The 19,897-nt window shown below is 67.7% G+C and carries 19 protein-coding genes and 1 tRNA gene; 15 read left to right on the top strand and 5 right to left on the bottom strand.

Annotated elements, in window-relative coordinates:
* Window positions 1-49 precede the first annotated feature (49 nt).
* Both ACFPN9_RS19880 and ACFPN9_RS19885 read right to left on the bottom strand, forming a co-directional pair.
* Window positions 50-580 (bottom strand): CoA-binding protein, encoded by a 531-nt coding sequence (locus ACFPN9_RS19880; RefSeq protein ID WP_066721222.1) that lies wholly within the window; start codon window positions 578-580, stop codon window positions 50-52.
* Between the two features lie 180 nt (window positions 581-760).
* Entirely contained in the window at window positions 761-1,573 is an 813-nt protein-coding gene (locus ACFPN9_RS19885) for an enoyl-CoA hydratase (RefSeq protein ID WP_066734685.1), read from the bottom strand.
* A 118-nt stretch (window positions 1,574-1,691) separates the two neighbouring features.
* Here ACFPN9_RS19885 and ACFPN9_RS19890 point away from each other — a divergent pair, with 118 nt between their 5' ends.
* The 7 genes from ACFPN9_RS19890 (at window position 1,692) to argC (ending at window position 6,956) form a co-directional block, all read left to right on the top strand.
* Window positions 1,692-2,135 (top strand): PaaI family thioesterase, encoded by a 444-nt coding sequence (locus tag ACFPN9_RS19890; protein WP_245282439.1) that lies wholly within the window; start codon window positions 1,692-1,694, stop codon window positions 2,133-2,135.
* Between the two features lie 255 nt (window positions 2,136-2,390).
* Window positions 2,391-2,852: a 50S ribosomal protein L13 gene (rplM, locus tag ACFPN9_RS19895; protein ID WP_066734687.1), complete on the top strand. Its 462-nt coding sequence runs from the start codon at window positions 2,391-2,393 to the stop codon at window positions 2,850-2,852.
* Between the two features lie 2 nt (window positions 2,853-2,854).
* Window positions 2,855-3,334 (top strand): 30S ribosomal protein S9, encoded by a 480-nt coding sequence (rpsI, locus tag ACFPN9_RS19900; RefSeq protein ID WP_066734688.1) that lies wholly within the window; start codon window positions 2,855-2,857, stop codon window positions 3,332-3,334.
* Window positions 3,335-3,560: 226 nt separating this feature from the next.
* Window positions 3,561-4,310, top strand: a complete 750-nt coding sequence (locus ACFPN9_RS19905; protein WP_066734690.1) for an SDR family oxidoreductase — start codon at window positions 3,561-3,563, stop codon at window positions 4,308-4,310.
* Window positions 4,311-4,434: 124 nt separating this feature from the next.
* The gene (locus tag ACFPN9_RS19910) at window positions 4,435-4,716 is read left to right on the top strand and encodes a hypothetical protein (protein WP_066734694.1); all 282 of its coding nucleotides are present in this window, start codon (window positions 4,435-4,437) and stop codon (window positions 4,714-4,716) included.
* A gap of 16 nt (window positions 4,717-4,732) precedes the next feature.
* Complete coding sequence (gene speB, locus ACFPN9_RS19915) at window positions 4,733-5,689, top strand: agmatinase (RefSeq protein WP_066734697.1); 957 nt, start codon at window positions 4,733-4,735, stop codon at window positions 5,687-5,689.
* A gap of 331 nt (window positions 5,690-6,020) precedes the next feature.
* Window positions 6,021-6,956 carry an N-acetyl-gamma-glutamyl-phosphate reductase gene (argC, locus tag ACFPN9_RS19920; protein ID WP_066734698.1) on the top strand — a complete coding sequence of 312 codons (936 nt, stop codon included), beginning with the start codon at window positions 6,021-6,023 and terminating at the stop codon, window positions 6,954-6,956.
* A 73-nt stretch (window positions 6,957-7,029) separates the two neighbouring features.
* On the opposite strand, the gene ACFPN9_RS19925 is transcribed toward argC, so the two are convergent.
* Window positions 7,030-7,878, bottom strand: a complete 849-nt coding sequence (locus ACFPN9_RS19925; protein ID WP_066734699.1) for a fumarylacetoacetate hydrolase family protein — start codon at window positions 7,876-7,878, stop codon at window positions 7,030-7,032.
* Window positions 7,879-8,304: 426 nt separating this feature from the next.
* Here ACFPN9_RS19925 and ACFPN9_RS19930 point away from each other — a divergent pair, with 426 nt between their 5' ends.
* Complete coding sequence (locus tag ACFPN9_RS19930) at window positions 8,305-9,642, top strand: OmpP1/FadL family transporter (protein WP_082737641.1); 1,338 nt, start codon at window positions 8,305-8,307, stop codon at window positions 9,640-9,642.
* 88 nt (window positions 9,643-9,730) lie between these two features.
* Here ACFPN9_RS19930 and phaC read toward each other — a convergent pair whose 3' ends face one another.
* A complete protein-coding gene (gene phaC / locus ACFPN9_RS19935) occupies window positions 9,731-11,554 on the bottom strand; it encodes a class I poly(R)-hydroxyalkanoic acid synthase (RefSeq protein WP_066734704.1) in 1,824 nt (607 codons plus the stop codon).
* A gap of 119 nt (window positions 11,555-11,673) precedes the next feature.
* On the opposite strand from phaC, the gene ACFPN9_RS19940 reads away from it, so the two are divergent.
* From ACFPN9_RS19940 to ACFPN9_RS19970, 7 genes are all read left to right on the top strand, one after another.
* The gene (locus ACFPN9_RS19940; protein WP_066734707.1) at window positions 11,674-12,126 is read left to right on the top strand and encodes a hypothetical protein; all 453 of its coding nucleotides are present in this window, start codon (window positions 11,674-11,676) and stop codon (window positions 12,124-12,126) included.
* Window positions 12,127-12,332: 206 nt separating this feature from the next.
* The gene (locus ACFPN9_RS19945; RefSeq protein ID WP_066734712.1) at window positions 12,333-13,553 is read left to right on the top strand and encodes an LL-diaminopimelate aminotransferase; all 1,221 of its coding nucleotides are present in this window, start codon (window positions 12,333-12,335) and stop codon (window positions 13,551-13,553) included.
* A 201-nt stretch (window positions 13,554-13,754) separates the two neighbouring features.
* Window positions 13,755-14,189: a hypothetical protein gene (locus ACFPN9_RS19950; RefSeq protein WP_156450086.1), complete on the top strand. Its 435-nt coding sequence runs from the start codon at window positions 13,755-13,757 to the stop codon at window positions 14,187-14,189.
* Between the two features lie 57 nt (window positions 14,190-14,246).
* Window positions 14,247-15,593, top strand: a complete 1,347-nt coding sequence (locus tag ACFPN9_RS19955; protein ID WP_066734716.1) for a homoserine dehydrogenase — start codon at window positions 14,247-14,249, stop codon at window positions 15,591-15,593.
* A 64-nt stretch (window positions 15,594-15,657) separates the two neighbouring features.
* The gene (gene glpX, locus ACFPN9_RS19960; RefSeq protein ID WP_066734719.1) at window positions 15,658-16,656 is read left to right on the top strand and encodes a class II fructose-bisphosphatase; all 999 of its coding nucleotides are present in this window, start codon (window positions 15,658-15,660) and stop codon (window positions 16,654-16,656) included.
* A gap of 124 nt (window positions 16,657-16,780) precedes the next feature.
* Window positions 16,781-18,583: a single-stranded-DNA-specific exonuclease RecJ gene (gene recJ, locus ACFPN9_RS19965; protein ID WP_066734722.1), complete on the top strand. Its 1,803-nt coding sequence runs from the start codon at window positions 16,781-16,783 to the stop codon at window positions 18,581-18,583.
* 157 nt (window positions 18,584-18,740) lie between these two features.
* A tRNA-Glu gene (locus tag ACFPN9_RS19970) sits at window positions 18,741-18,815 on the top strand.
* Between the two features lie 223 nt (window positions 18,816-19,038).
* Here the strand turns inward: ACFPN9_RS19970 and ACFPN9_RS19975 are convergent.
* A partial coding sequence (locus tag ACFPN9_RS19975) for a S1C family serine protease (RefSeq protein WP_377817460.1) occupies window positions 19,039-19,897 on the bottom strand: 859 nt, incomplete at its 5' end.

A 19,897-nucleotide genomic window follows, 5' to 3' on the forward strand; every position in this document is an offset into this window, starting at 1 on the left:
GTTTTATCGAACGACCCCGGCAGCGTCAATTCATCGACCGCGCGGGTCCTCACGTCCCCGGGCGGTGGATCGTCAGTTTCTGGAAGCCCTTGCCGGCGAGCACCGGCTTCTTCGACGACAGGATGCGCGAGTTGATGCCCTGCCAGCCGATCTCGCCCGAGAGGCGGCCATACTCGATCTTGGGGCAGCGGTTCATGATCACGGCGACGCCCTTGGCCTCGGCCTTCGCCGCCGCCTCGTCATTGCGCACGGAGAGCTGCATCCAGATCACCTTCGGCAGCGGATCGAGCGTCAGCGCCTCGTCGGTGAGCGGCCCGGCGGCTTCCGAGTTGCGGAAGATCTCGACCATGTCGACGGGACCGGGGATGTCCTTCAGCGACGCGTAAACGGTCTTGCCCAGCAGCGTTTGGCCGGCGAGGCCGGGATTGACGGGGATGACGTCGTAGCCCCGGTCGAGCAGGTATTTCGTCACGATCCAGGAAGGCCGCGCCTCGTTCGCTGAGGCGCCGACCAGCGCGATGCGCTTGGTGTCCTTGAGAATCTGACGGATCTGGGCGTCGGGATAGGCGTCGTGGGACATGGACAAGGCTCTGATCCGGCAAGGAGAGGCGCGGGGAACCCCTCTCCCGTGTGGGAGAGGGGCAGGGGTGAGGGCCGGACGGCAAACCAGTGAAACGATAGCGGGCTGCGGCAGAAATCTGGTCCAGGGGCCGACACCTCACCCCCGCCCCTCTCCTTACAGGAGAGGGGTTCCCCGCGCCTACCCCTCCCAGACCGGCGCCCGCTTCTCGACGAAGGCCCCGATGCCTTCTTCGGCATCGCGCGCCAGCATATTCTCGACCATCACCGCCGAGGCGTGGTCGTAAGCTTCAGCCAGGTCCATCTCGCGCTGCTCGTAGAAGGCGCGCTTGCCGATGCGGATGGTCGCGGTGGATTTCGAGGCGATCACGGCCGCCAGCCGCTTCGCCTCCCTGAGCGCGCTGCCGGCCGCCACGACGCGGTTGACCAGCCCCATCCGCGCCGCCTCCTCGGCGGGCACCATCTCGCCCAGCAGCAGCATCTCCATCGCGTGCTTGGCCGAGAGGTTGCGCGTCAGCGCGACCATCGGCGTCGAGCAGAACAGCCCGATATGGACGCCCGGCGTGCAGAACCGCGCGGCATCGCCCGCCACCGCGAGGTCGCAGCTGGCGACGAGCTGGCAGCCGGCCGCCGTCGCCGTGCCCTCGACCGCCGCGATCACCGGCTGGGGCAGGGCGGTGATCTGCTGCATCACGCCCGAGCAGCGCCCGAGGACGTCAGTGAAATAGGCACGGCCGCGATCGGGATCGGCGCGATGCGCGCTCATCTCCTTCAGATCGTGCCCGGCGCAGAACACCGGGCCTTCGGCTGCCAGCACGACCGCCTTGACGCTCCGGTCGGCGGCGATGGCGGTGAAGCTTTCGGCCAGCGCGGCCAGCATCGCCTCGCTGAGCGGATTGCGCGATTGCGGCCGGTCGAGCGTGAGGACGGCGATGCCCTCGCTGTCCTCGCGCCGCAGCGCGGGTGCCGCCTCGGGGCGGGCATGGGCGTTCATGGCGGTGACCTCGGCGTTTCCGTGAGCGTTTGCCTGTGCGTTTTGCCGTATTGTCCGCCGCGCTCCCCCATGCTGCAAGGGGCATCTCCTCATCGCTGCCTGTGCCGGACCGCCCGAGATGACCCTGCGCGACCCCACGCCCCGCATGAACGCCGCGCAGCTCGAGGCCTTTCTCGACGAGGTCTTCCCGCAGCTCCACAGCGGCGGGCGGACCTATTTCGTCGAGGAGGTCGGGCCGATGAGCGCCCGCATGCGCTGCGACTATCACGAGAAGCATCTGCGCCCAGGGGGCACGATTTCGGGCCCGACGATGATGGCGCTGGCCGATCTCGCGCTCTACGCCGCGATCCTCGGCCAGATCGGCCCGGTCGCGCTCGCCGTCACCACGAGCCTGTCCTTCAACTTCCTGCGCAAGCCGGCGCCCGCAGCCCTGATCGGGGAGGCGAGGTTGCTCAAGCTCGGCAAGCGGCTCGCGGTCGGCGAGGTCTCGCTCTACTCGCAGGGCGAGAGCGAGATGGTCGCCCATGCGACGGGGACCTATTCGATTCCGGTGGAGCGCTGAGGTCAACGCGGCGTCATCCTCGGGCCTCACCCGAGAATCGCCGGCCCGAGAGACTCGGGTCAAGCCCGAGCAAGACGAACGAGATGCGGTACTATGATACCGTTTTCGGCATTTCTCTGAAAACAATGCGTTTTTCGGTTTCCCAAGCACTGAGCAACGGTTGACACCGGAGCGGCCTGCCACTATCCCCCGCTCACACCGCCGCCGGTTCTCCGGCGGCTTGTCCTTTTTTCAACGCTCCGAAGGGTGCCCGCGATGAAGACCATCTCGCTCAAGCCCGCCGATGTCGAAAAGAAGTGGGTTGTGATCGACGCCTCCGGGCTCGTCGTCGGCCGTCTCGCCTCCGTGGTGGCGATGCGTCTGCGCGGCAAGCACAAGGCGGCCTACACCCCCCATGTCGACTGCGGCGACAACATCATCGTCATCAACGCCGACAAGGTGGTCCTGACCGGCCGCAAGCGCGACCAGAAGGTGTACTACCACCACACCGGCTACGCCGGCGGCATCAAGGAGCGTTCGGCCAAGTTCATCCTCGAGGGGCGCTTCCCCGAGCGGATCGTCGAGAAGGCCGTCGAGCGCATGCTGCCCCGCGGCCCGCTCTTCCGCCAGATCCTCGGCAACCTGCGCGTCTACAAGGGCGCGGAGCACCCCCATGCGGCCCAGTCGCCGGAGACGCTCGACGTCGCCGCGCTCAACAGCAAGAATGCGAGGGTCTGATCATGGCTGAAGTTCTCCAGTCTCTCGCCGATCTCGGTGGCGTCAAGACGACCCAGGCCGAGGCCGCTCCGGTCCACGTCAAGAAGGTCGACGCCCAGGGCCGCGCCTATGCCACCGGCAAGCGCAAGAACGCCATCGCCCGCGTCTGGATCAAGCCCGGCACCGGCAAGATCACGGTCAACACCCGTGACCAGGAGGTCTATTTCGCGCGCCCCGTGCTGCGCATGGTCCTCCAGCAGCCGCTGCAGCTCGTCGATCGCCTGACCCAGTACGACGTCGTCGTCTCGGTAAAGGGCGGCGGTCTCTCCGGCCAGGCCGGCGCGGTGCGCCACGGCATCTCCAAGGCCCTGACCTTCTACGAGCCCGAGCTTCGCGGCCCGCTCAAGAAGGAAGGCTTCCTGACCCGCGACTCGCGCGTCGTCGAGCGCAAGAAGTTCGGCAAGGCCAAGGCCCGCCGCAGCTTCCAGTTCTCGAAGCGCTGATCGTTTCCAGACTGTCCGATCTATGGAAAGGGCGGCTCGCAAGGGCCGCCCTTTTCGTATTGACTGAGCCTCCAGCCCTCATCCTGAGGAGACCGCGCAGCGGTCGTCTCGAAGGATGCTTTAGGACGCTACGGTAGCATCTGGAGCATCCTTCGAGACGCGGGCAGCGGGCCCGCTCCTCAGGATGAGGGCTCGGGTCTGAAACGCGAACATCCAAGGAGCCGCCATGTCCCGCCCCGTCCTCCTCGTCACCGGCGGCAGCCGCGGTATCGGCGCCGCCATCTGCGTGATGGCCGCGCAGCGCGGCTATGACGTCGCGGTGAACTACCAGAGCGCGGCAAAGGCCGCGGCCGAGGTCGTCGCGGCCTGCGAGGCAGCCGGGGCGAAGGCGGTCGCGCTTCAGGGCGACATGGCGCGCGAGGAGGACATCACGCGCGTCTTCGAGGCGGCGAAAGAGGCGCTTGGGCCGCTGACCCATGTCGTCAACAATGCCGGCATCACCGGGCGGGCGAGCCCGCTCGCGCAGGCGGATGCGGCCGTGATCCGCACCTGCATCGACGTGAACGTGACGGGGGCGATCCTCGTGGCGCGCGAGGCCGCACGCGCTCTGATTGCCAACGGCACGGCGCGGGGCAGGGCGATCGTCAATGTTTCTTCGGTCGCGGCCACGATCGGCGGTGCCGGCGAATATGTCTGGTATGCAGCCTCCAAAGGCGCGATCGACAGCCTCACGCTGGGACTGTCGAAGGAGCTGGCGCCCGGCATCCGCGTCAATGCGGTCGCGCCCGGCATCACCGAGACCGATATTCACGGCGTCTCGACCGGCGACGCCGCCCGTGTCGGACGTATCGCCCCGCTGGTGCCGATGCAGCGCGCGGCGACCGCCGAGGAAATCGCCGAGACGGTGCTTTTTCTGCTCTCCGATGCAGCGTCCTATGTGACGGGCTCGATCCTGCGCGTCGGCGGCGGGCGGTAGCAGGTCATTGCGAGCGCAGAGAGGCCATCCGGCCTCGCGCGCTCGACGTTTCCCTGGATGGGTCGCTGCGCTCGCCATGACGGACGGGGTTTCCTCGGAAGAGCGGCTGCGATAGGCCACGACCATGCGTGTCCTCCTGACTCTCATCGCTTTCGGCATGATCGCCGTGCCGGCCCTGATCGCGCTGGCCCGGCGGGACCTGCCGCGGGGGCGGCGCATCGCCAGCGCGCTGGTGATCTTCCTGGCGCCGGCCGTCGCGCTCGGTGTGATCCATGGCGTGCCGGAGCTGGATGGGCGCGCGCTCCAGAACCCGGTCGCCTGGACGACTCTGCGGCTGGTGCTCTCGGCGCTGGCGCTGATCCTGCCCTGGTGCCTCTATGTCTGGCTGATGGGGCGTCGCCCGTGAGCCGGGGAGAGCGGCGATGACCGAGCAGGCTGGCCCGGGCTCGATCGACCATGCCTTCACCGGCGAGCGCCGCGGCGGTGCGGGCGACCCGACCTATGCAGGCGCGCTCTCCTTCATGCGCCGGCGCTATGGCAAGGACGTCGCCGGCTGCGATCTCGTGATCTGGGGCGTGCCCTTCGATCTCGCCGTGACCAACCGGCCCGGCGCTCGCTTCGGCCCGCAGGCGATCCGCCGCGCCAGCGCGATCTTCGACGGCGATCCGCAATACCCCTCCGGTCTCGATCCCTTCGCGCATCTCACGGCCCTCGACTATGGCGACTGCCTGCTGCCGCGCGGCGACCTGCCGGGTTGCGCCCGCGCCATCGAGAGGGAGGCCGCGGGCATCCTCGCCTCAGGCGCGCATCTTGTGACGCTGGGCGGCGACCATTTCGTCACACTGCCGTTGCTGCGCGCCCATGTCGCCCGCCATGGCCCGCTCGCCCTGATCCAGTTCGACGCGCATCAGGACACCTGGGATGACGGCGTCGGCGCCATCGGCCACGGCTCCTTCGTGCTGGAGGCGGTGCGCGAGGGGTTGATCGACATCGAGCGCTCGATCCAGATCGGCATCCGCACCGTCGCGCCGCGCGACGGCGGGGTCGCGATTCTCGACGCCTACACCGTCCATGACCTTGGTGTGGCGAGAACGCTCGCGCGGATCCGCGAGCGGGTCGGGGAGGGGCCGGCCTATCTGACCTTCGACATCGACGCGCTCGACCCCGCCTTTGCGCCGGGCACCGGCACGCCGGTCTCGGGCGGGTTGTCGTCAGAGCAGGCGCTGCGCCTGGTCTGGGGCCTGCGCGACCTCGACATCCGCGGCATGGACCTCGTTGAGGTCTCGCCGCCTTACGACCATGCCGACATCACCGCGATCGCGGGCTCGACCCTGGTGCAGCACCACATCCAGGCGCTGGCGGTGAAGAAAACGCGTTGAATCGGATTGTCCGCCGGTCACGCCAAGCGATTCGGATCGTTCAAGAACGCGTTTCCGTCATGGTCGGCACAAGGCCGTCCAGGACGCTGGTCGTCGCTCTGCGCCGCGTGAGAGTGACGATGCAATTGACAGCGCCCCCTCCCTCCCTCATATCCCGCCCATGACCATGAGCCTGTCCCGACGTCGCCCTGTCACGGCCGCCCCCGCGCGACCGCGATGACGCTCGGCTTGCAGTCCGACTGTCCGCGACCGCGCCCGGAGCGCGGTTTTTTTATGCCCGAAGCCGGCCAAGCTTCTTGAGCCGATCCCCCAGACGCCTTGCGAGGGTCCGATGAGCCAGAACCCGAAATCCATCTTCATCGACGGCGAAGCCGGGACCACCGGACTCGGCATCCGCGACCGGCTGGCGGGGATGCCGGGTGTCGTCGTCCGCAGCATCGATCCCGAGAAGCGCAAGGACCCGGTCGCCCGCCAGGAGATGATGGCGCAGGTCGATCTCGTCGTGCTCTGCCTGCCGGACGACGCGGCGAAGGAATCGGTCGCGCTCGCCGACGCGCTCGGCGCGAAGTCGCCGAAGATCGTCGACGCCTCGACCGCCTATCGCGTCGCGCCGGACTGGGTCTACGGTTTCGCCGAGCTGGAGCACGGCCACGCCGCGACCATCGCCAAGGCGACCCGCGTCTCCAACCCCGGCTGCTATCCCACCGGCGGCATCGCGCTGCTGCGGCCGCTGATCGATGCCGGTTTCATCCCGCAGGATTACCCCGTCACCATCAATGCGGTGTCGGGCTATTCGGGCGGCGGCAAGAGCATGATCGAGGCCTATGAGGCCGGCACGGCCCCGGCCTTCGAGCTGTACGGCCTCGGCCTCAAGCACAAGCACCTGCCGGAGCTGCAGCGCTATGCGCGGCTGTCGCGGCGGCCGATCTTCATTCCGTCCGTCGGGAATTTCCGGCAGGGCATGCTGGTTTCGGTGCCGCTGCATCTCGACACGCTGCCGGGCAAGCCCAAGGCGGCCGATCTCGCCGATGCGCTCGCCGAACATTATGCCGGCTCGACCTATGTCTCGGTCGTTCCCGCCGCGCAGACGGGCGGCAAGCTCGAGCCGCAGGCGCTCAACGACACCAACAAGCTGGAACTGCGCGTCTTCGGCGACGACGATCTGCGCCAGGCGGTGCTGGTCGCGCGGCTGGACAATCTCGGCAAGGGCGCTTCGGGCGCTGCCGTGCAGAACATCCGGCTGATGCTGGGGCTGGCGGAGAAGTGAGCCGGCCCCTGCGGCGGTGGTAACAAAAAAGGGCCGCGCGAGCGGCCCTTTTCCATGTCCGAGCGGAGAAATCTCAGCCCTGATAGGCCTTGAAGTGCTGCTGCTGCTCGCCGAGGCCCTCGATCCCAAGCTTGACGACCTCGCCGCCCTTCAGGAAGCGCGGCGGCTTGAAGCCGAGACCGACGCCGGGCGGCGTGCCGGTGGTGATGACGTCGCCCGGATCCAGCCGCATGAATTGGCTGATATAGTGGACGAGATACGCGCAGCCGAAGATCATCGTCTTGCTCGAGCCGTTCTGGACGCGCTCGCCATCGACCTCGAGCCACATGGCGAGGTTCTGGACGTCCTTGACCTCGTCCGTCGTCACCAGCCAGGGGCCGAGCGGGCCGAAGGTCGGGCAGCCCTTGCCCTTGGCCCACTGGCCGCCGCGCTCGATCTGGAACTCGCGCTCCGAGACGTCGTTGCAGACGGCGAAGCCCGCGATCGCGGCAAAAGCCTTGTCCTCCGGGATGTAGGAGCCGCCGTCGCCGATCACGATGGCGAGCTCGACCTCCCAGTCCGTCTTCTTCGAGCCCTTGGGAATGATCACGTCGTCGTTGGGGCCGACGATGCAGTTCGGCGCCTTGTTAAAGAGGATCGGCTCCTTCGGAATCTCGGCGCCGGTCTCGGCCGCATGGTCGGCGAAGTTGAGGCCCACCGCGATGAAGTTGCGCACATCGCCGACGCAGGCGCCGATGCGCGGCGCACCATCAACCTTCGGCAGCGTCTGCGGATCGAGCGCCTTGATTTTCGCCAGCGAGCCCGACGTCAGGGCCTTGCCGGCGACGTCCGGAATGATGCCGGAAAGGTCGCGCAGGACGCCCTGGGCGTCGAGGAGGCCCGGCTTTTCCTGGCCGGCAGCCCCGTAGCGTAGCAGTTTCACGTCGTTTCCCCCGTTTCAAACGATCTAATTGGGAGGGGAACCTGACAAGACGCCGCCGCGAAAGACAAGCCCATTCGCGCGCATGCCCCGGATGCGAGGGGCTGCCCATGCGATTGTTGCGGGAATGCAACGAGGGTCGCGAAAGCGGAGTGCCCGTCTCTTGGGCGCTGCTGTCTCGAAACGCGCCAGAAACACGAAAACCCGCGATAGTTCGCATGTAAACGATATCTTTAGCGCGGCGTTGAAGCCGGCAACAGGAAAAACGGACAAGTTCGGGGCATTTTCGTGCCTTCCCCACCGTCAAATCCGACGGCTGGTCCAAATTCGGCGACTTCGCGGCGGCATTGCGGCGAAGGGCGGCTCGCGGCATGCTCGGATTCGAGACGGGCGTTGCAGCCCGAAGAAACGAAAGACGGGATGGATTCGATGAAGGGCATCGTTCGTACAGCCGCCGCAGCCACGGTTTCGGTCGCGGCCCTCCTCGCCGCCGGCGCGGCCCAGGCGGGCTCCTTCGCGATCCGCAGCGGCCAGAGCGCCGAGGGTCTCGGCATGGCTTATGCGGGCGCGGCTTCCGGCGGCATCGGCATGGGCGCAATGGCCTGGAACCCGGCCACGATCACCATGTTCCCCGGCCGCAACAGCCAGTGGAACGTCACCTATCTCAACGCCAACGCCTCCTATGATCCGACCTCGCCGACGCGGCTGGGCTCGCCGGTCGGCCCGCTGAACCCGATCCAGAACGGCTCCGGCAACATCGGCGGCGACGGCGCCTTCATTCCGGCCTCCTACTCGAACTGGCAGCTCACCGACCGGTTCTGGATCGGCCTGACCACGGGCGCGCCCTTCGGCCTGCGCTCCAAGGCCGAGGATCAGGTCTATGCCGGCCAGGTCTATGGCCGCTCGGCCAATCTGAAGACGATCAACGTCTCCCCGACGATCGGCTACAAGGTCAACGACTGGCTCTCCGTCGGTGCCGCCGTCCAGGTGCAGTACCTCAAGACCAGCCTGAAGAACGCCACCGGCGCGACGCTCGGCACGGCGATCGGGCCCTTCGCCCCCAACCAGATCCTCAAGGGCGACACCGTCGATGTCGGCTTCCGGGTCGGTGCGACGTTGACCCCGCGCGAGGGCACGACGATCGGTATCGCCTACCGCTCCTCGATCCATCAGACCCTCGAGGGCACGATCTCGACGGTGGCCGGCGTCGGCCCGATCAAGGCCAATCTGAACCTGCCGGACTCTGTGGTCTTCGGCGTGTCGCAGGTCATCAACGACCAGTGGCAGGCCCATCTTGGCGTCGAGTGGACCAACTGGAGCCGTTTCCGCCGCATCCCGATCGTCAGCCAGATCAGCGGCCTGCCGATCTCGAGCCTGAACTTCGTCTATGACGACAGCTGGTTCTTCAGCGGCGGCGTCGAGTACAAGTACAATCAGGCCCTGACGCTGCGCGCCGGTGTCGCCTATGAGCTGTCGCCGGTGAACGACACCAACCGGACCGTCTTCATCTCGGACAACGACCGCCTCTGGCTCTCGGCCGGTGCGAGCTACCAGGTCACCGACAAGCTCAAGCTCGACCTCGGCTACACCTATATCAATGTGAACAAGGCGAAGGTGAACTACAGCGGCACCCATCCGCAGCAGGGCCCGGTCTTCTTCACCGCCGAGGCCAAGCCCTATATCCACATCGTCTCGGCCGGCCTGACCTATCGCTGGGACAACCCGGCCCAGACGATCCCGGTGCAGCCGGCGGTTCGCAAGTTCTGAGCGCAACCACAGCGTCTCACGAGAAAGCCGGCCCTCACGGGCCGGCTTTTTTGTTGAGAGAATGCCAGCGGGTGGAACTGTCGGGGGGTTACGCCTTCTTCAGCACATAGGTCCCCGGCGCATCGGCGAGGGCCGGCAGTTTGCCGGCTCCCGGCACCCGCGCCTTGACCCGCTTGGGCGCCTGCGCCTCGACCCAGGAAAACCAGTGCGGCCACCAGGAGCCGGGATGCTCCTGTGCCGCCGCGATCCAGTCCTCATAGGTTCCGCGCGCCGGCCCGCCGGTCCAATACTGGTACTTGACCTTGCCGGGCGGGTTGACCACGCCGGCGATATGGCCCGAGCCCGCGACGATATAGTCGACCGGCCCGCCGAAGCATTGCGAGCCGGTGAAGACCGAGCGGGCCGGGGCGATGTGGTCCTCGCGCGTCGCGAGATTGTAGATCGGGATCGCCACCTTCTTGAGATCGAGCCGCTGGCCGCCGACCACCATCTCGCCCTTGGAAAGCTTGTTCTCCAGATAGCAGTTGCGCAGGTAGAAGGAGTGGTTTGCCGCCGGCATCCGCGTCGAATCGGAGTTCCAGTAGAGCAGGTCGAACGGCGTCGGCGCCTTGCCCTTCAGGTAGTTGTTGACCGCATAGGACCAGATCAGGTCGTTGGGGCGCAGCATGTTGAAGGCGCCCGCCATGCGCGCGCCATCCAGATAGCCGCTCTTGGTCATCTGCTCCTCGACGGCCCGGATCTGCTCCTCGTCGACGAAGACGGAGAGCTCGCCGGCCTGTGCGAAATCGACCTGGGTGGTGAAGAAGGTCGCGCTCTCGATCCGCTTGTCCCCGACCGCCGCCATATAGGCCAGCGTCACGCCGAGCAGCGTGCCGCCGACGCAATAGCCGATGGCGCTGACCTTCGTCTCGCCGGTCGCCCGCTCGATCGCCTCCAGCGCGGCGAAGACGCCCTCGCGCATGTAGCTCTCGAAATCCTTGCCGGCGTGGCGCTCGTCCGGATTGACCCAGGAGATGCAGAACACCGTCAGGCCCTGCGCCACGCACCAGCGGATGAAGCTTTTCTCCGCATTGAGATCGAGGATGTAGAACTTGTTGATCCAGGGCGGCACGATCAGGAGGGGGCGCTTCAGCACGGTCTCGGTCGCCGGGGCGTACTGGATCAGCTCCATGATGTCGTTGCGCCAGACGACCTTGCCCGGCGTCGAGGCGATGTTGACGCCGATCTGGAAGGCACCCGGATCGGATTGCCGAATCTTGAGTTCGCCCCGGCCGGCCTCGATGTCCTCCGCCAGCATCTTCATGCCGCGGACGAGATTCTCGCCGTTCTGCTGCAGCGTCTCGCGCAGCAGTTCGGGGTTCGTCGCGACGAAATTGGAGGGCGAGAGGGCGCTGGCGATCTGCTTCACATAGAAGCGCGCCTTCTCGCGGGTGTGGGGATCGAGATCCTCGGCCCGATCGACCATCGATTCGGCCCAGCGCGTGCCGATCAGATAGGCTTGCTTGACGAAGTCGAACATCGGATGCGCCGACCAGTCGGGATCGGCGAAGCGCGCATCGCGCTTGTCGGGCTCGATCACGGGCTTGGCCTCCTCGCCGCCGGCCCGCTTGAGCATCGTGCTCCACAATGTCAGGAAATCGCCGGTAAGCGAGGCCTGCGCCTCGATGATCTTGCGCGGATCGGAGACCCATTTCTCGGCGACGCGGCCGAGCGTCTTGACCATTTCACTGGCTTCGTCGGCCTGCCCGCCCTTGGCCTCGCCGCGCTCGATCGGTTTCAGATAGGCGGCGGTGACCTTGCCGTATTCCTCGACGAGCCGGCTCATGTTCTGGGCGAAAGCGTCGAGATCCGGCACCGGCACCTCGGCCGCGCCGTTCGCACCCGCGGACGTCTCCCCGGTTCGCCGGTCCATCGCGCTCTCCCCGTCGCACGTCTTCTGTTGGGGCTGCTGTCTGCTCCCCATTTTGGTCCTATTAAGGACGTAGCGGATATCGGCTACAAAGAGAATTCCGCAACAGGCCGGATCGACCCATGCCGCAAGCCCGACTCCAGTCCACGCCGCTCCTGCCGCTGCTGATGCTGACGGGTCTGGCCGTCGCAGTGGCGGGCTGCGCCGGCGAAACGGGCAAGAGCGTCGCGGAGGCGGCGGGAATGGCCACCACAGCCGCCGAACCCAAGCCCTTCGTGCGCGAAACCCGACCGTCGGATCCAACCTACATCCCGATTGGCACGACCGTGCAGGTGAACCCGCTCTGCGAGGGAGACACGCCGAGGCCGGCTTTCGTTCCGCAGGGGCAGGCGGCCCGCTTCCTCTACCGCCCGGACGGTCGCAAGCCGAACGAGGATTGCAAGCCGCGAGCCGAGTTCAAGAAGATCGAGGCCGAACTCGAGGCCAAGCGCAGCGCCAACGAGGCCGCCGGCAACGTGGCGAAGACGCTGGGCTCCACGCCCGCCCCCAAGCCGGCCGCGATTCCCACCAATTGACCTGACCGGCGCTCGGCGGCCGCCGCGCAGGCCGTGCTACGCTCGCGATTGAATCTTGCGTTTTCGGTCCGCCCGTGACCAAAGATGCGGCGAGAGGCGCGCTGCGCGCAACGATCTGAATCGCGGGGAGGGCGCGGCACCGTCGGGGCCGGCCCGGGCGTTCCCGCAGGCATGATGCCGGCCCGGCCGGCGAAGGAACTACTCGAATGGCCGATTTTCACCGCATCAAGCGCCTGCCGCCCTACGTCTTCGAACAGGTCAACAAGATCAAGGCGGCCGAACGCGCCAAGGGCGTCGACATCGTCGATCTCGGCATGGGCAATCCCGATCTGCCGGCGCCAAAGCATGTCATCGAGAAGCTGGTCGAGACCGCCGGCAAGCCGCGCACCGATCGCTATTCGGCCTCCAAGGGCATCGGCGGGCTGCGCCGCGCGCAGGCGAACTACTACGAGCGCCGCTTCGGCGTGAAGCTCAATCCCGATACCCAGGTCGTCGCGACACTGGGCTCCAAGGAAGGCTTCGCCAACATGGCGCAGGCCATCACCGGGCCGGGCGACGTTGTGCTGGTGCCCAACCCCAGCTATCCGATCCACGCCTTCGGCTTCCTGATGGCGGGCGGCGTGATCCGCTCCGTACCGGCCGAGCCGACGCCGGCCTTCTTCCCGGCGCTCGAGCGGGCGATGATCCATTCGGTGCCCAAGCCGATCGCGCTCGTCACCTGCTATCCGGCGAACCCGACCGCCTACACCGCCTCGCTCGATTTCTACCGGGACCTCGTCGCCTTCGCGAAGAAGCACGAGCTGATCCTGCTCTCGGACCTCGCCTATGCCGAGGTCTATTTCGACGAGAACGACCCGCCGCCTTCGATGCTGCAGGTGCCGGGCGCGATGGACGTTACCGTCGAGTTCACCTCGATGTCGAAGACCTTCTCGATGGCCGGCTGGCGCATGGGCTTTGCGGTCGGCAACGAGCGGCTTCTGGCGGCGCTCGCCCGGGTGAAGTCCTATCTCGACTATGGCGCCTACACCCCGATCCAGGTCGCGGCGGCGGCCGCCCTCAACGGCCCCGACGATTGCATCCGCGAGATGCGCGAGATCTACCGCAAGCGCCGCGACGCGCTGGTCGAAAGCTTCGGCAAGGCCGGCTGGGAGTTTCCGGCTCCTGCCGCCTCGATGTTCGCCTGGGTGCCGATCCCAGAGAAGTTCCGCCATCTCGGCTCGCTGGAGTTCTCGAAGCTGCTGATCGAGAAGGCCGAGGTCGCGGTCGCGCCCGGCATCGGCTTCGGCGAGCATGGCGACGACTTCGTGCGCATCGCCATCGTCGAGAACGAGCAGCGCATCCGCCAGGCCGCGCGAAACATCGGCCGCTTCCTGAAGGGTGCCGACCACACCCTGCACAACGTCATCCAGATGCCGAAGGCGGGGTAGGAGGGCTCCGTCGCGGAGCGTCATGCTCGGGCTTGACCCGAGCACCTCGTGACACGCGGCGCTGATGCTCAATCTGCCAGAGATTCTCGGGTCTCCGCTGCGCTGCGCCCGAGAATGACGGCAGCCTTCCTCTGGACCCCGAACCCGAAACATGGGAACCCGTCGCCACGGACGAACCCGTCCGGAACGGGGCTTTCACGCGTGATGTTCAGCAAAGGCCGTCTGCTCGCCGGGGGCGTGGTTCTCTTCGCGCTGGTCTGCCTCGTCAGCACCTATGACTTCTCGCGCGGGCGCGTGCCGCAGACGAACTCGCCGCTGATTTCGGATGTGCTCGCCGCGACCACCGCCCGCGAATGCGGCCGCGACGCCACCGAGGTGGTCGCCCGTCATCTCCCGCCGGGCATCGAGCAGGCGGCGGCTGAAAAGATCCTGGCCGAGGCGGTGATCGAGCCGCCGAAGCCCTGGTTCTGGACGCCGGTGAACGAGAGCGCCACGAGCTGGAACGGCGACACGCTGGAAGCTTTGCGCACCATCAAGATCACCGCCTTCGGCACCAATCTCCTGCGCATCCACATGACGTTTGGAGAGGGCAAGCTGCGCCGCCTTGCCGCCGAGGTCGTCTGCCGGTTCGGCTGAGCGCAAGACGGGGCTTCGCCGTTGACTCGCACGCGCCGCTCATGCGACGCCGCCGCCATGACCAGCGCCCCTGCACAGCCCGCCGCCACCCCGCTTCGCATCGGCCTTGCCGGGCTCGGAACCGTCGGCGCCTCGGTGCTGCGCATCCTGCACCGGCAGGAGAACGCGCTCAGCGAGCGCTGCGGCCGCGCCATCCGCGTCACGGCCGTCTCCGCCCGCGACAGGACGCGTGATCGCGGCGTCGACCTCGGCGGACTGACCTGGTTCGACGATCCCGTTGCCCTTGCGCGCTCGCCCGAGATCGATTGCCTGGTCGAGCTGGTCGGCGGCTCGGACGGCCCGGCCAAGGCCGCGGTCGAGGCGGCTCTCGCAGCCGGCAAGCCGGTCGTGACCGCCAACAAGGCGCTGCTCGCCCATCACGGCGTCGCGCTCGCCGCGCTGGCGGAGGAAAAGGGCGTCGCGCTCGCCTTCGAGGCCTCCTCGGCCGGTGGCATCCCGATCGTCAAGACGCTGCGCGAGGCACTCGCCGGCAACACTGTGACGCGGCTCTACGGAATCCTCAACGGCACCTGCAACTACATCCTCTCGCGCATGGAGATGGAGGGGCTGACTTTCGAGGCCTGCCTGAAGGACGCCCAGCGGCTGGGCTATGCCGAGGCCGACCCGACCTTCGACGTCGAGGGTTATGACACCGCCCACAAGCTCGCCATCCTGACCAGCCTCGCCTTCGGCACGAAGATCGACGCCGAAGCGATTCATGTCGAAGGCATTTCCTCGATCACGCCGCTCGACCTCAAGATGGCCGACGAACTCGGCTACCGGATCAAGCTGCTCGGCGTCGCCGAGCGGACCAAGGCCGGCATCGAGCAGCGCGTCCACCCGACCATGGTACCGAAATCCTCGGCCATCGCGCAGGTGATGGGCGTGCTCAACGCGGTCACGGTCGATGCCGACGCCGTGCGCGAACTCACCCTCGTCGGCCCCGGTGCCGGTGGCGACCCCACCGCCTCCGCCGTCGTCGCCGACATCGCCGACATCGCCCGCGGTACGGCGGGGCTGCCCTTCGGCCTGCCGGTCGCACGGCTCGAGACCGCGGCCCGCACCCCGATGCAGCGCCACGAGGGCGGCTACTATGTCCGCCTCTCGGTGGTCGACCGCCCCGGCGCCGCCGCCGGCATCGCGACCCGCATGGCCCAGGCCGACATCTCGCTGGAGAGCATCGTCCAGCGCCGTTCCCCGGCCGCCGCGGCGCAGGATCCGGCCGGGCGCTCGGGCACGCCGGTCCCTGTTGTGCTGATCACCTACGCCACGAGCGAGGCCGCCATCCGCTCCGCTTTGGAGCAGGTCTCGGCCGATGGGCATATCGCCGAACCGCCGCAAGTCATCCGGATCGAACGGGAGTAGGGTTTTCGGCGTTGTTGACGCCGTGACCGCTCGCCGCCATCCGCAAAACCAAAGGGAACCGCTCATGTCCGACGATCTCCGCATTTCCTCCTCCCAGATCATCGAGCGCTATCTCTCGATGGAGCTGGTGCGCGTCACCGAGCGCGCGGCCGTCTCGGCGGCGCGGCTGCGCGGCCATGGCAACGAGAAGGCGGCGGACCAGGCGGCGGTCGACGCGATGCGCCGCGAACTGAACCGCCTGCCGATCGATGGCGAGATCGTCATCGGCGAGGGTGAGCGCGACGAGGCGCCGATGCTCTTCATCGGCGAGAAGGTCGGCACCCGCCAGGGTCCGAAGGTCCATATCGCCGTCGATCCGCTGGAAGGCACGACGCTCTGCGCCAAGGACATGCCCGATTCGATCGCCGTGATGGCGATGGCGGAGGCCGGCAAGCTGCTCAACGCGCCCGACGTCTACATGGACAAGATCGCGATCGGCCCCGGCTATGCCCGCGGCGTCGTCGATCTCGACGCGTCGCCCACCGACAACATCCACGCGCTGGCCAAGGCCAAGGGCGTCAAGCCGAGCGAAATCTCGACGCTGATCATGGACCGCCCGCGCCATGCCAAGCTCATCGAGGAGGTGCGCAAGACCGGCTGCTCGATCCGCCTGATCACCGATGGCGACGTCGCCGGCGTGATCTATTGCACCGAGCCGCACAAGACCGGCATCGACCTCTATCTCGGCATTGGCGGCGCGCCCGAGGGCGTGCTGGCCGCGGCGGCGCTGCGCTGCGTCGGCGGCCAGATGCAGGGTCGCCTGATCCTCGACACCGAGGAGAAGCGCGCGCGTGCGCTCACCATGGGCGTCACCGACCCGAACAAGAAGTACAGCATGGAAGAGATGGCGTCGGGCGACACCATCGTCTGCGCCACCGGCGTCACCAATGGCGGCATGCTCCGGGGCGTGAAGTTCGGCAAGGACGTGATCGAGACGGAGACGATCGTCTATCGCTCGATCACCGGCACGGTCCGCCGCATCCACGGCGAACACCGCGACTTCGGCAAGTTCAAGCTGGATTGAGCCGCAACCGGCGACCAACCTGATCGCGACGGCCGGGCTTTCCCGGCCGTTCTGCATTGGAAGTCGTGGCGAGCCGCGGGCCTACGGTTGACGAACGCGCGCGCCTGCGCGACGCCCTACGCCCATGAGTCTGAACCCTCCGCGCGCTTTTCTCGGCGTCACCCGCTCCGCGCTGGGCCGGCCCTGGCGAGACCGGCTCGACGCCGCCGGCCTCGGCCGAGCCGAGGCGCTGGCGCAGGTCGAGGGCATTCCCGACATCCTGGCGCGGCTCCTGGCCGGCCGCGGGGTCGAGCCCAACGAGGCGGCAACCTTTCTCGAGCCGAAGCTGCGTGACCTGCTGCCCGATCCGGGCACGCTGATCGACATGGGGCCCGCTTCCGACCGCCTCGCGCGCGCGGTCGCGACCCGCGAGCGCGTTGCGATCTTCGGCGATTACGATGTCGACGGCGCCTGTTCGGCGGCGCTGCTGGCGGGTTTCCTATCCGCGGGCGGCGCCCAACCACGCATCCACATCCCCGACCGGCTGATCGAAGGCTACGGCCCCAACAGCGAGGCCATCCGCCAGCTCGCGGCGGAAGGGGCGACGCTGCTCGTCACCGTCGATTGCGGCACCACGAGCCACGAGCCGCTGGCCGACGCCAGGCGGCTGGGGCTCGACGTCGTCGTGCTCGACCATCATCAGGCGCCCGAGCGGCTGCCGGAGGTCGAGGCGCTGGTCAATCCGAACCGGCAGGACGATCTCTCGGGACTCGGCCATCTCTGCGCCGCCGGCGTCGTCTTCCTGGCGCTGGTCGCCACCCGTACCGTGCTGCGCCGCCAGGATGTCTGGGCGGCCCGCGGCGGCGAGCCCGATCTGCTCGCAGCGCTTGACCTCGTCGCGCTCGCGACGGTCGCCGACGTCGTGCCGCTGCGCGGGCTCAACCGGGCCTTCGTGCGCCAGGGCCTCGCCATCCTGCGCGCGCGCGCCCGGCCGGGCCTGGCGGCGCTGATGGATGTCGCGGGGCTCGACGGGCCGGTGCAACCCTGGCATCTCGGCTTCCTGCTCGGCCCGCGCATCAATGCCGGCGGCCGCATCGGCGATGCCGGCCTCGGCGCCCGCCTTCTGCTGACGGCGGACGAGATCGAGGCGCGCAGCATCGCCGCCGAACTCAACCGCCTGAACCAGGAGCGCCAGGAGATCGAGCGCCAGGCCGTGATCGAGGCGATCTCGCAGGCCGATCATGCGCTGATGCGCGATCCCGCCGCGGCGGTGCTGCTGGCGAACTCGCCGGACTGGCACCCCGGCATCGTCGGGCTGGTGGCGGCGCGGCTGAAGGAGCGCTTCCGCAAGCCGGCCTTCGCGCTGGCACTCAATCCGGAGGGCGGCGCGACCGGATCCGGCCGCTCGGTCGCCGGAGTCGATCTCGGCCGGGCGGTGCGGGCGGCCGTCGAGGCCGGGCTCGCGGTCAAGGGCGGCGGCCACGCCATGGCGGCCGGCGTCACCCTCGCGCCGGGGCAGGGCGATGGTTTCCACGCTTTCCTCGCCCAGCGGCTCTCCGCCGAGGTCGAGGCGGCCGGCGAATCGGAAGCGCTTTTCGTCGACGCCGCGCTCAGCGCCGGCGGGGCGACGCCGCGCCTGCTCGCCGAGATCGAGCGCGCCGGCCCCTTCGGCCAGGGCAGCCCGGAGCCGGTCTTCGTCTTTCCCGCCCACCGTCTGACCGATGCGGTCGAGATCGGCAGCGGCGGGCATGTCCGCGTCAAGCTCAAGGGCGGCGACGGCGCCAGCGTCGGCGGCGTCGCCTTTCGCTGCGCGCAGGAGCCGCTTGGCCGCGCCCTGCTGGCGGCCCGCGGCGAGAGCGTCCATCTCGCGGCCACGCTGAGCCTGAACCGCTGGGGCGGGCGGGAGACGGCGGAGCTGCGTGTCCTCGACCTGGCGAAGCCGGTCTGAGCGGCTCCGTCGCCCTCCGGACTGGTCTATCCCTCGGCGAGAGGCCGGATGTCGCAGCCGCGTCACGGGAAAAGCCCAAACGCACGCTTGCGGAGCCGCGAGCCTGCCACTATACCTCGCCCCGCTTCGACACGAGCCGCCCGCGGTTCGGAAGCCCGCGACCTTCGTCTATCGGTTAGGACACCAGCCTTTCACGCTGGGGAGACGGGTTCGACTCCCGTAGGTCGCGCCACTTCGGTGGATCTTGACAAAAATCAATAAAATCAACTTGTTACAGATGGCTGTTTTTGGGGTGGACCCCAGATATTCAGCGTTGTGGACCCCAAAAACTTAGATCCAATCCAGGCCGTTCTCCTCATCTGTAGGGCTTTGATATAGCCGGAGACGGACTTGCCGCGACCCGATACTCTCTCCGAATGTGAGGGGAACATCGGTGGCAGCATCAAGGAAGGGCGCTATCGACAGGTGATGAAGACGCTGGCCTTCTTGGCCCGCTCGGCAAGGTCGGCCGGTTCAAGCTTCTCGCCAAAAGTGCCTGCGTCGTAAGCGATCTGGTTGGCGTCCAGGAAGCTCGTGGCCAGTGATGACTTCACGGCGAAGTTGACGTTCTGAGGAAGGTCGCCCTGTGCCTCCGCAACCTTGATCGCATCAAGCTTCGCGGTAACGACCCCCACAACGTTCCCCGATCCGTCCAGCAGCGGGCCTCCCGAGTTGCCCGATTGAACCGGGGCTGAGATTTGAAGATACCGGCTGTCGTCCCGTAGCCCCGCCAGAGCCGTCACGTTTCCCAGGGTGAAGTTTCCGGTGGTCGCCAGGAGGTCGCTGTGAGGGAAGCCGAATGCGGCGATGCCCTCTCCAAGCCGGATGCTCGGCCGAAGCGGGAGCGAGCGCTCGGCTGGGCCGGCGACCTTCAGAACGGCAAGGTCATTCGCCGCGTCCCTCGCGAGCATCTGGGCCGCTACTGCGACCGCGCCATCAGGCCTGGCGGTGATCGTAGAACAGTCCTTCACCACATGGGCGTTGGTCAGAATGTGGCCTGCCTTGGAAACGAAGAAGCCCGATCCCGTCGAGAAGCGGACCTTCGCCGGCTCTTGGGGAGCGGGTAAGGGCGGTGGTGCTGCAGGACGCTGTTGGCTTGCTACCTCGGGCTCGGTGGGCTTCTCCCACGGGTAACCGCCGCGCTGGATGGAGGGGAAGGGCGCCCCCGTCATGGTGGTGTCCAGCGACATTCGGAACTGACCCCTTTGCGTCATGAAGAACTGACCCCCATGCCGATTGCCTTTAGGCGGTTGCGGATTGCGGCGTCGCAGCGGC

The sequence above is a fragment of the Allobosea massiliensis genome (assembly GCF_042655245.1).
In the GTDB taxonomy this organism is placed as follows: Bacteria; Pseudomonadota; Alphaproteobacteria; order Rhizobiales; family Beijerinckiaceae; genus Allobosea; species Allobosea massiliensis.

Coding starts and splice junctions, on each gene's coding strand:
- ACFPN9_RS19880 (WP_066721222.1), bottom strand. CDS start 580: ATGTCCCACGACGCCTATCCCGACGCCCAGATCCGTCAGATTCTCAAG.
- ACFPN9_RS19885 (WP_066734685.1), bottom strand. CDS start 1,573: ATGAACGCCCATGCCCGCCCCGAGGCGGCACCCGCGCTGCGGCGCGAG.
- ACFPN9_RS19890 (WP_245282439.1), top strand. CDS start 1,692: ATGACCCTGCGCGACCCCACGCCCCGCATGAACGCCGCGCAGCTCGAG.
- rplM (WP_066734687.1), top strand. CDS start 2,391: ATGAAGACCATCTCGCTCAAGCCCGCCGATGTCGAAAAGAAGTGGGTT.
- rpsI (WP_066734688.1), top strand. CDS start 2,855: ATGGCTGAAGTTCTCCAGTCTCTCGCCGATCTCGGTGGCGTCAAGACG.
- ACFPN9_RS19905 (WP_066734690.1), top strand. CDS start 3,561: ATGTCCCGCCCCGTCCTCCTCGTCACCGGCGGCAGCCGCGGTATCGGC.
- ACFPN9_RS19910 (WP_066734694.1), top strand. CDS start 4,435: ATGCGTGTCCTCCTGACTCTCATCGCTTTCGGCATGATCGCCGTGCCG.
- speB (WP_066734697.1), top strand. CDS start 4,733: ATGACCGAGCAGGCTGGCCCGGGCTCGATCGACCATGCCTTCACCGGC.
- argC (WP_066734698.1), top strand. CDS start 6,021: ATGAGCCAGAACCCGAAATCCATCTTCATCGACGGCGAAGCCGGGACC.
- ACFPN9_RS19930 (WP_082737641.1), top strand. CDS start 8,305: ATGAAGGGCATCGTTCGTACAGCCGCCGCAGCCACGGTTTCGGTCGCG.
- phaC (WP_066734704.1), bottom strand. CDS start 11,554: ATGGACCGGCGAACCGGGGAGACGTCCGCGGGTGCGAACGGCGCGGCC.
- ACFPN9_RS19940 (WP_066734707.1), top strand. CDS start 11,674: ATGCCGCAAGCCCGACTCCAGTCCACGCCGCTCCTGCCGCTGCTGATG.
- ACFPN9_RS19945 (WP_066734712.1), top strand. CDS start 12,333: ATGGCCGATTTTCACCGCATCAAGCGCCTGCCGCCCTACGTCTTCGAA.
- ACFPN9_RS19955 (WP_066734716.1), top strand. CDS start 14,247: ATGACCAGCGCCCCTGCACAGCCCGCCGCCACCCCGCTTCGCATCGGC.
- glpX (WP_066734719.1), top strand. CDS start 15,658: ATGTCCGACGATCTCCGCATTTCCTCCTCCCAGATCATCGAGCGCTAT.
- recJ (WP_066734722.1), top strand. CDS start 16,781: ATGAGTCTGAACCCTCCGCGCGCTTTTCTCGGCGTCACCCGCTCCGCG.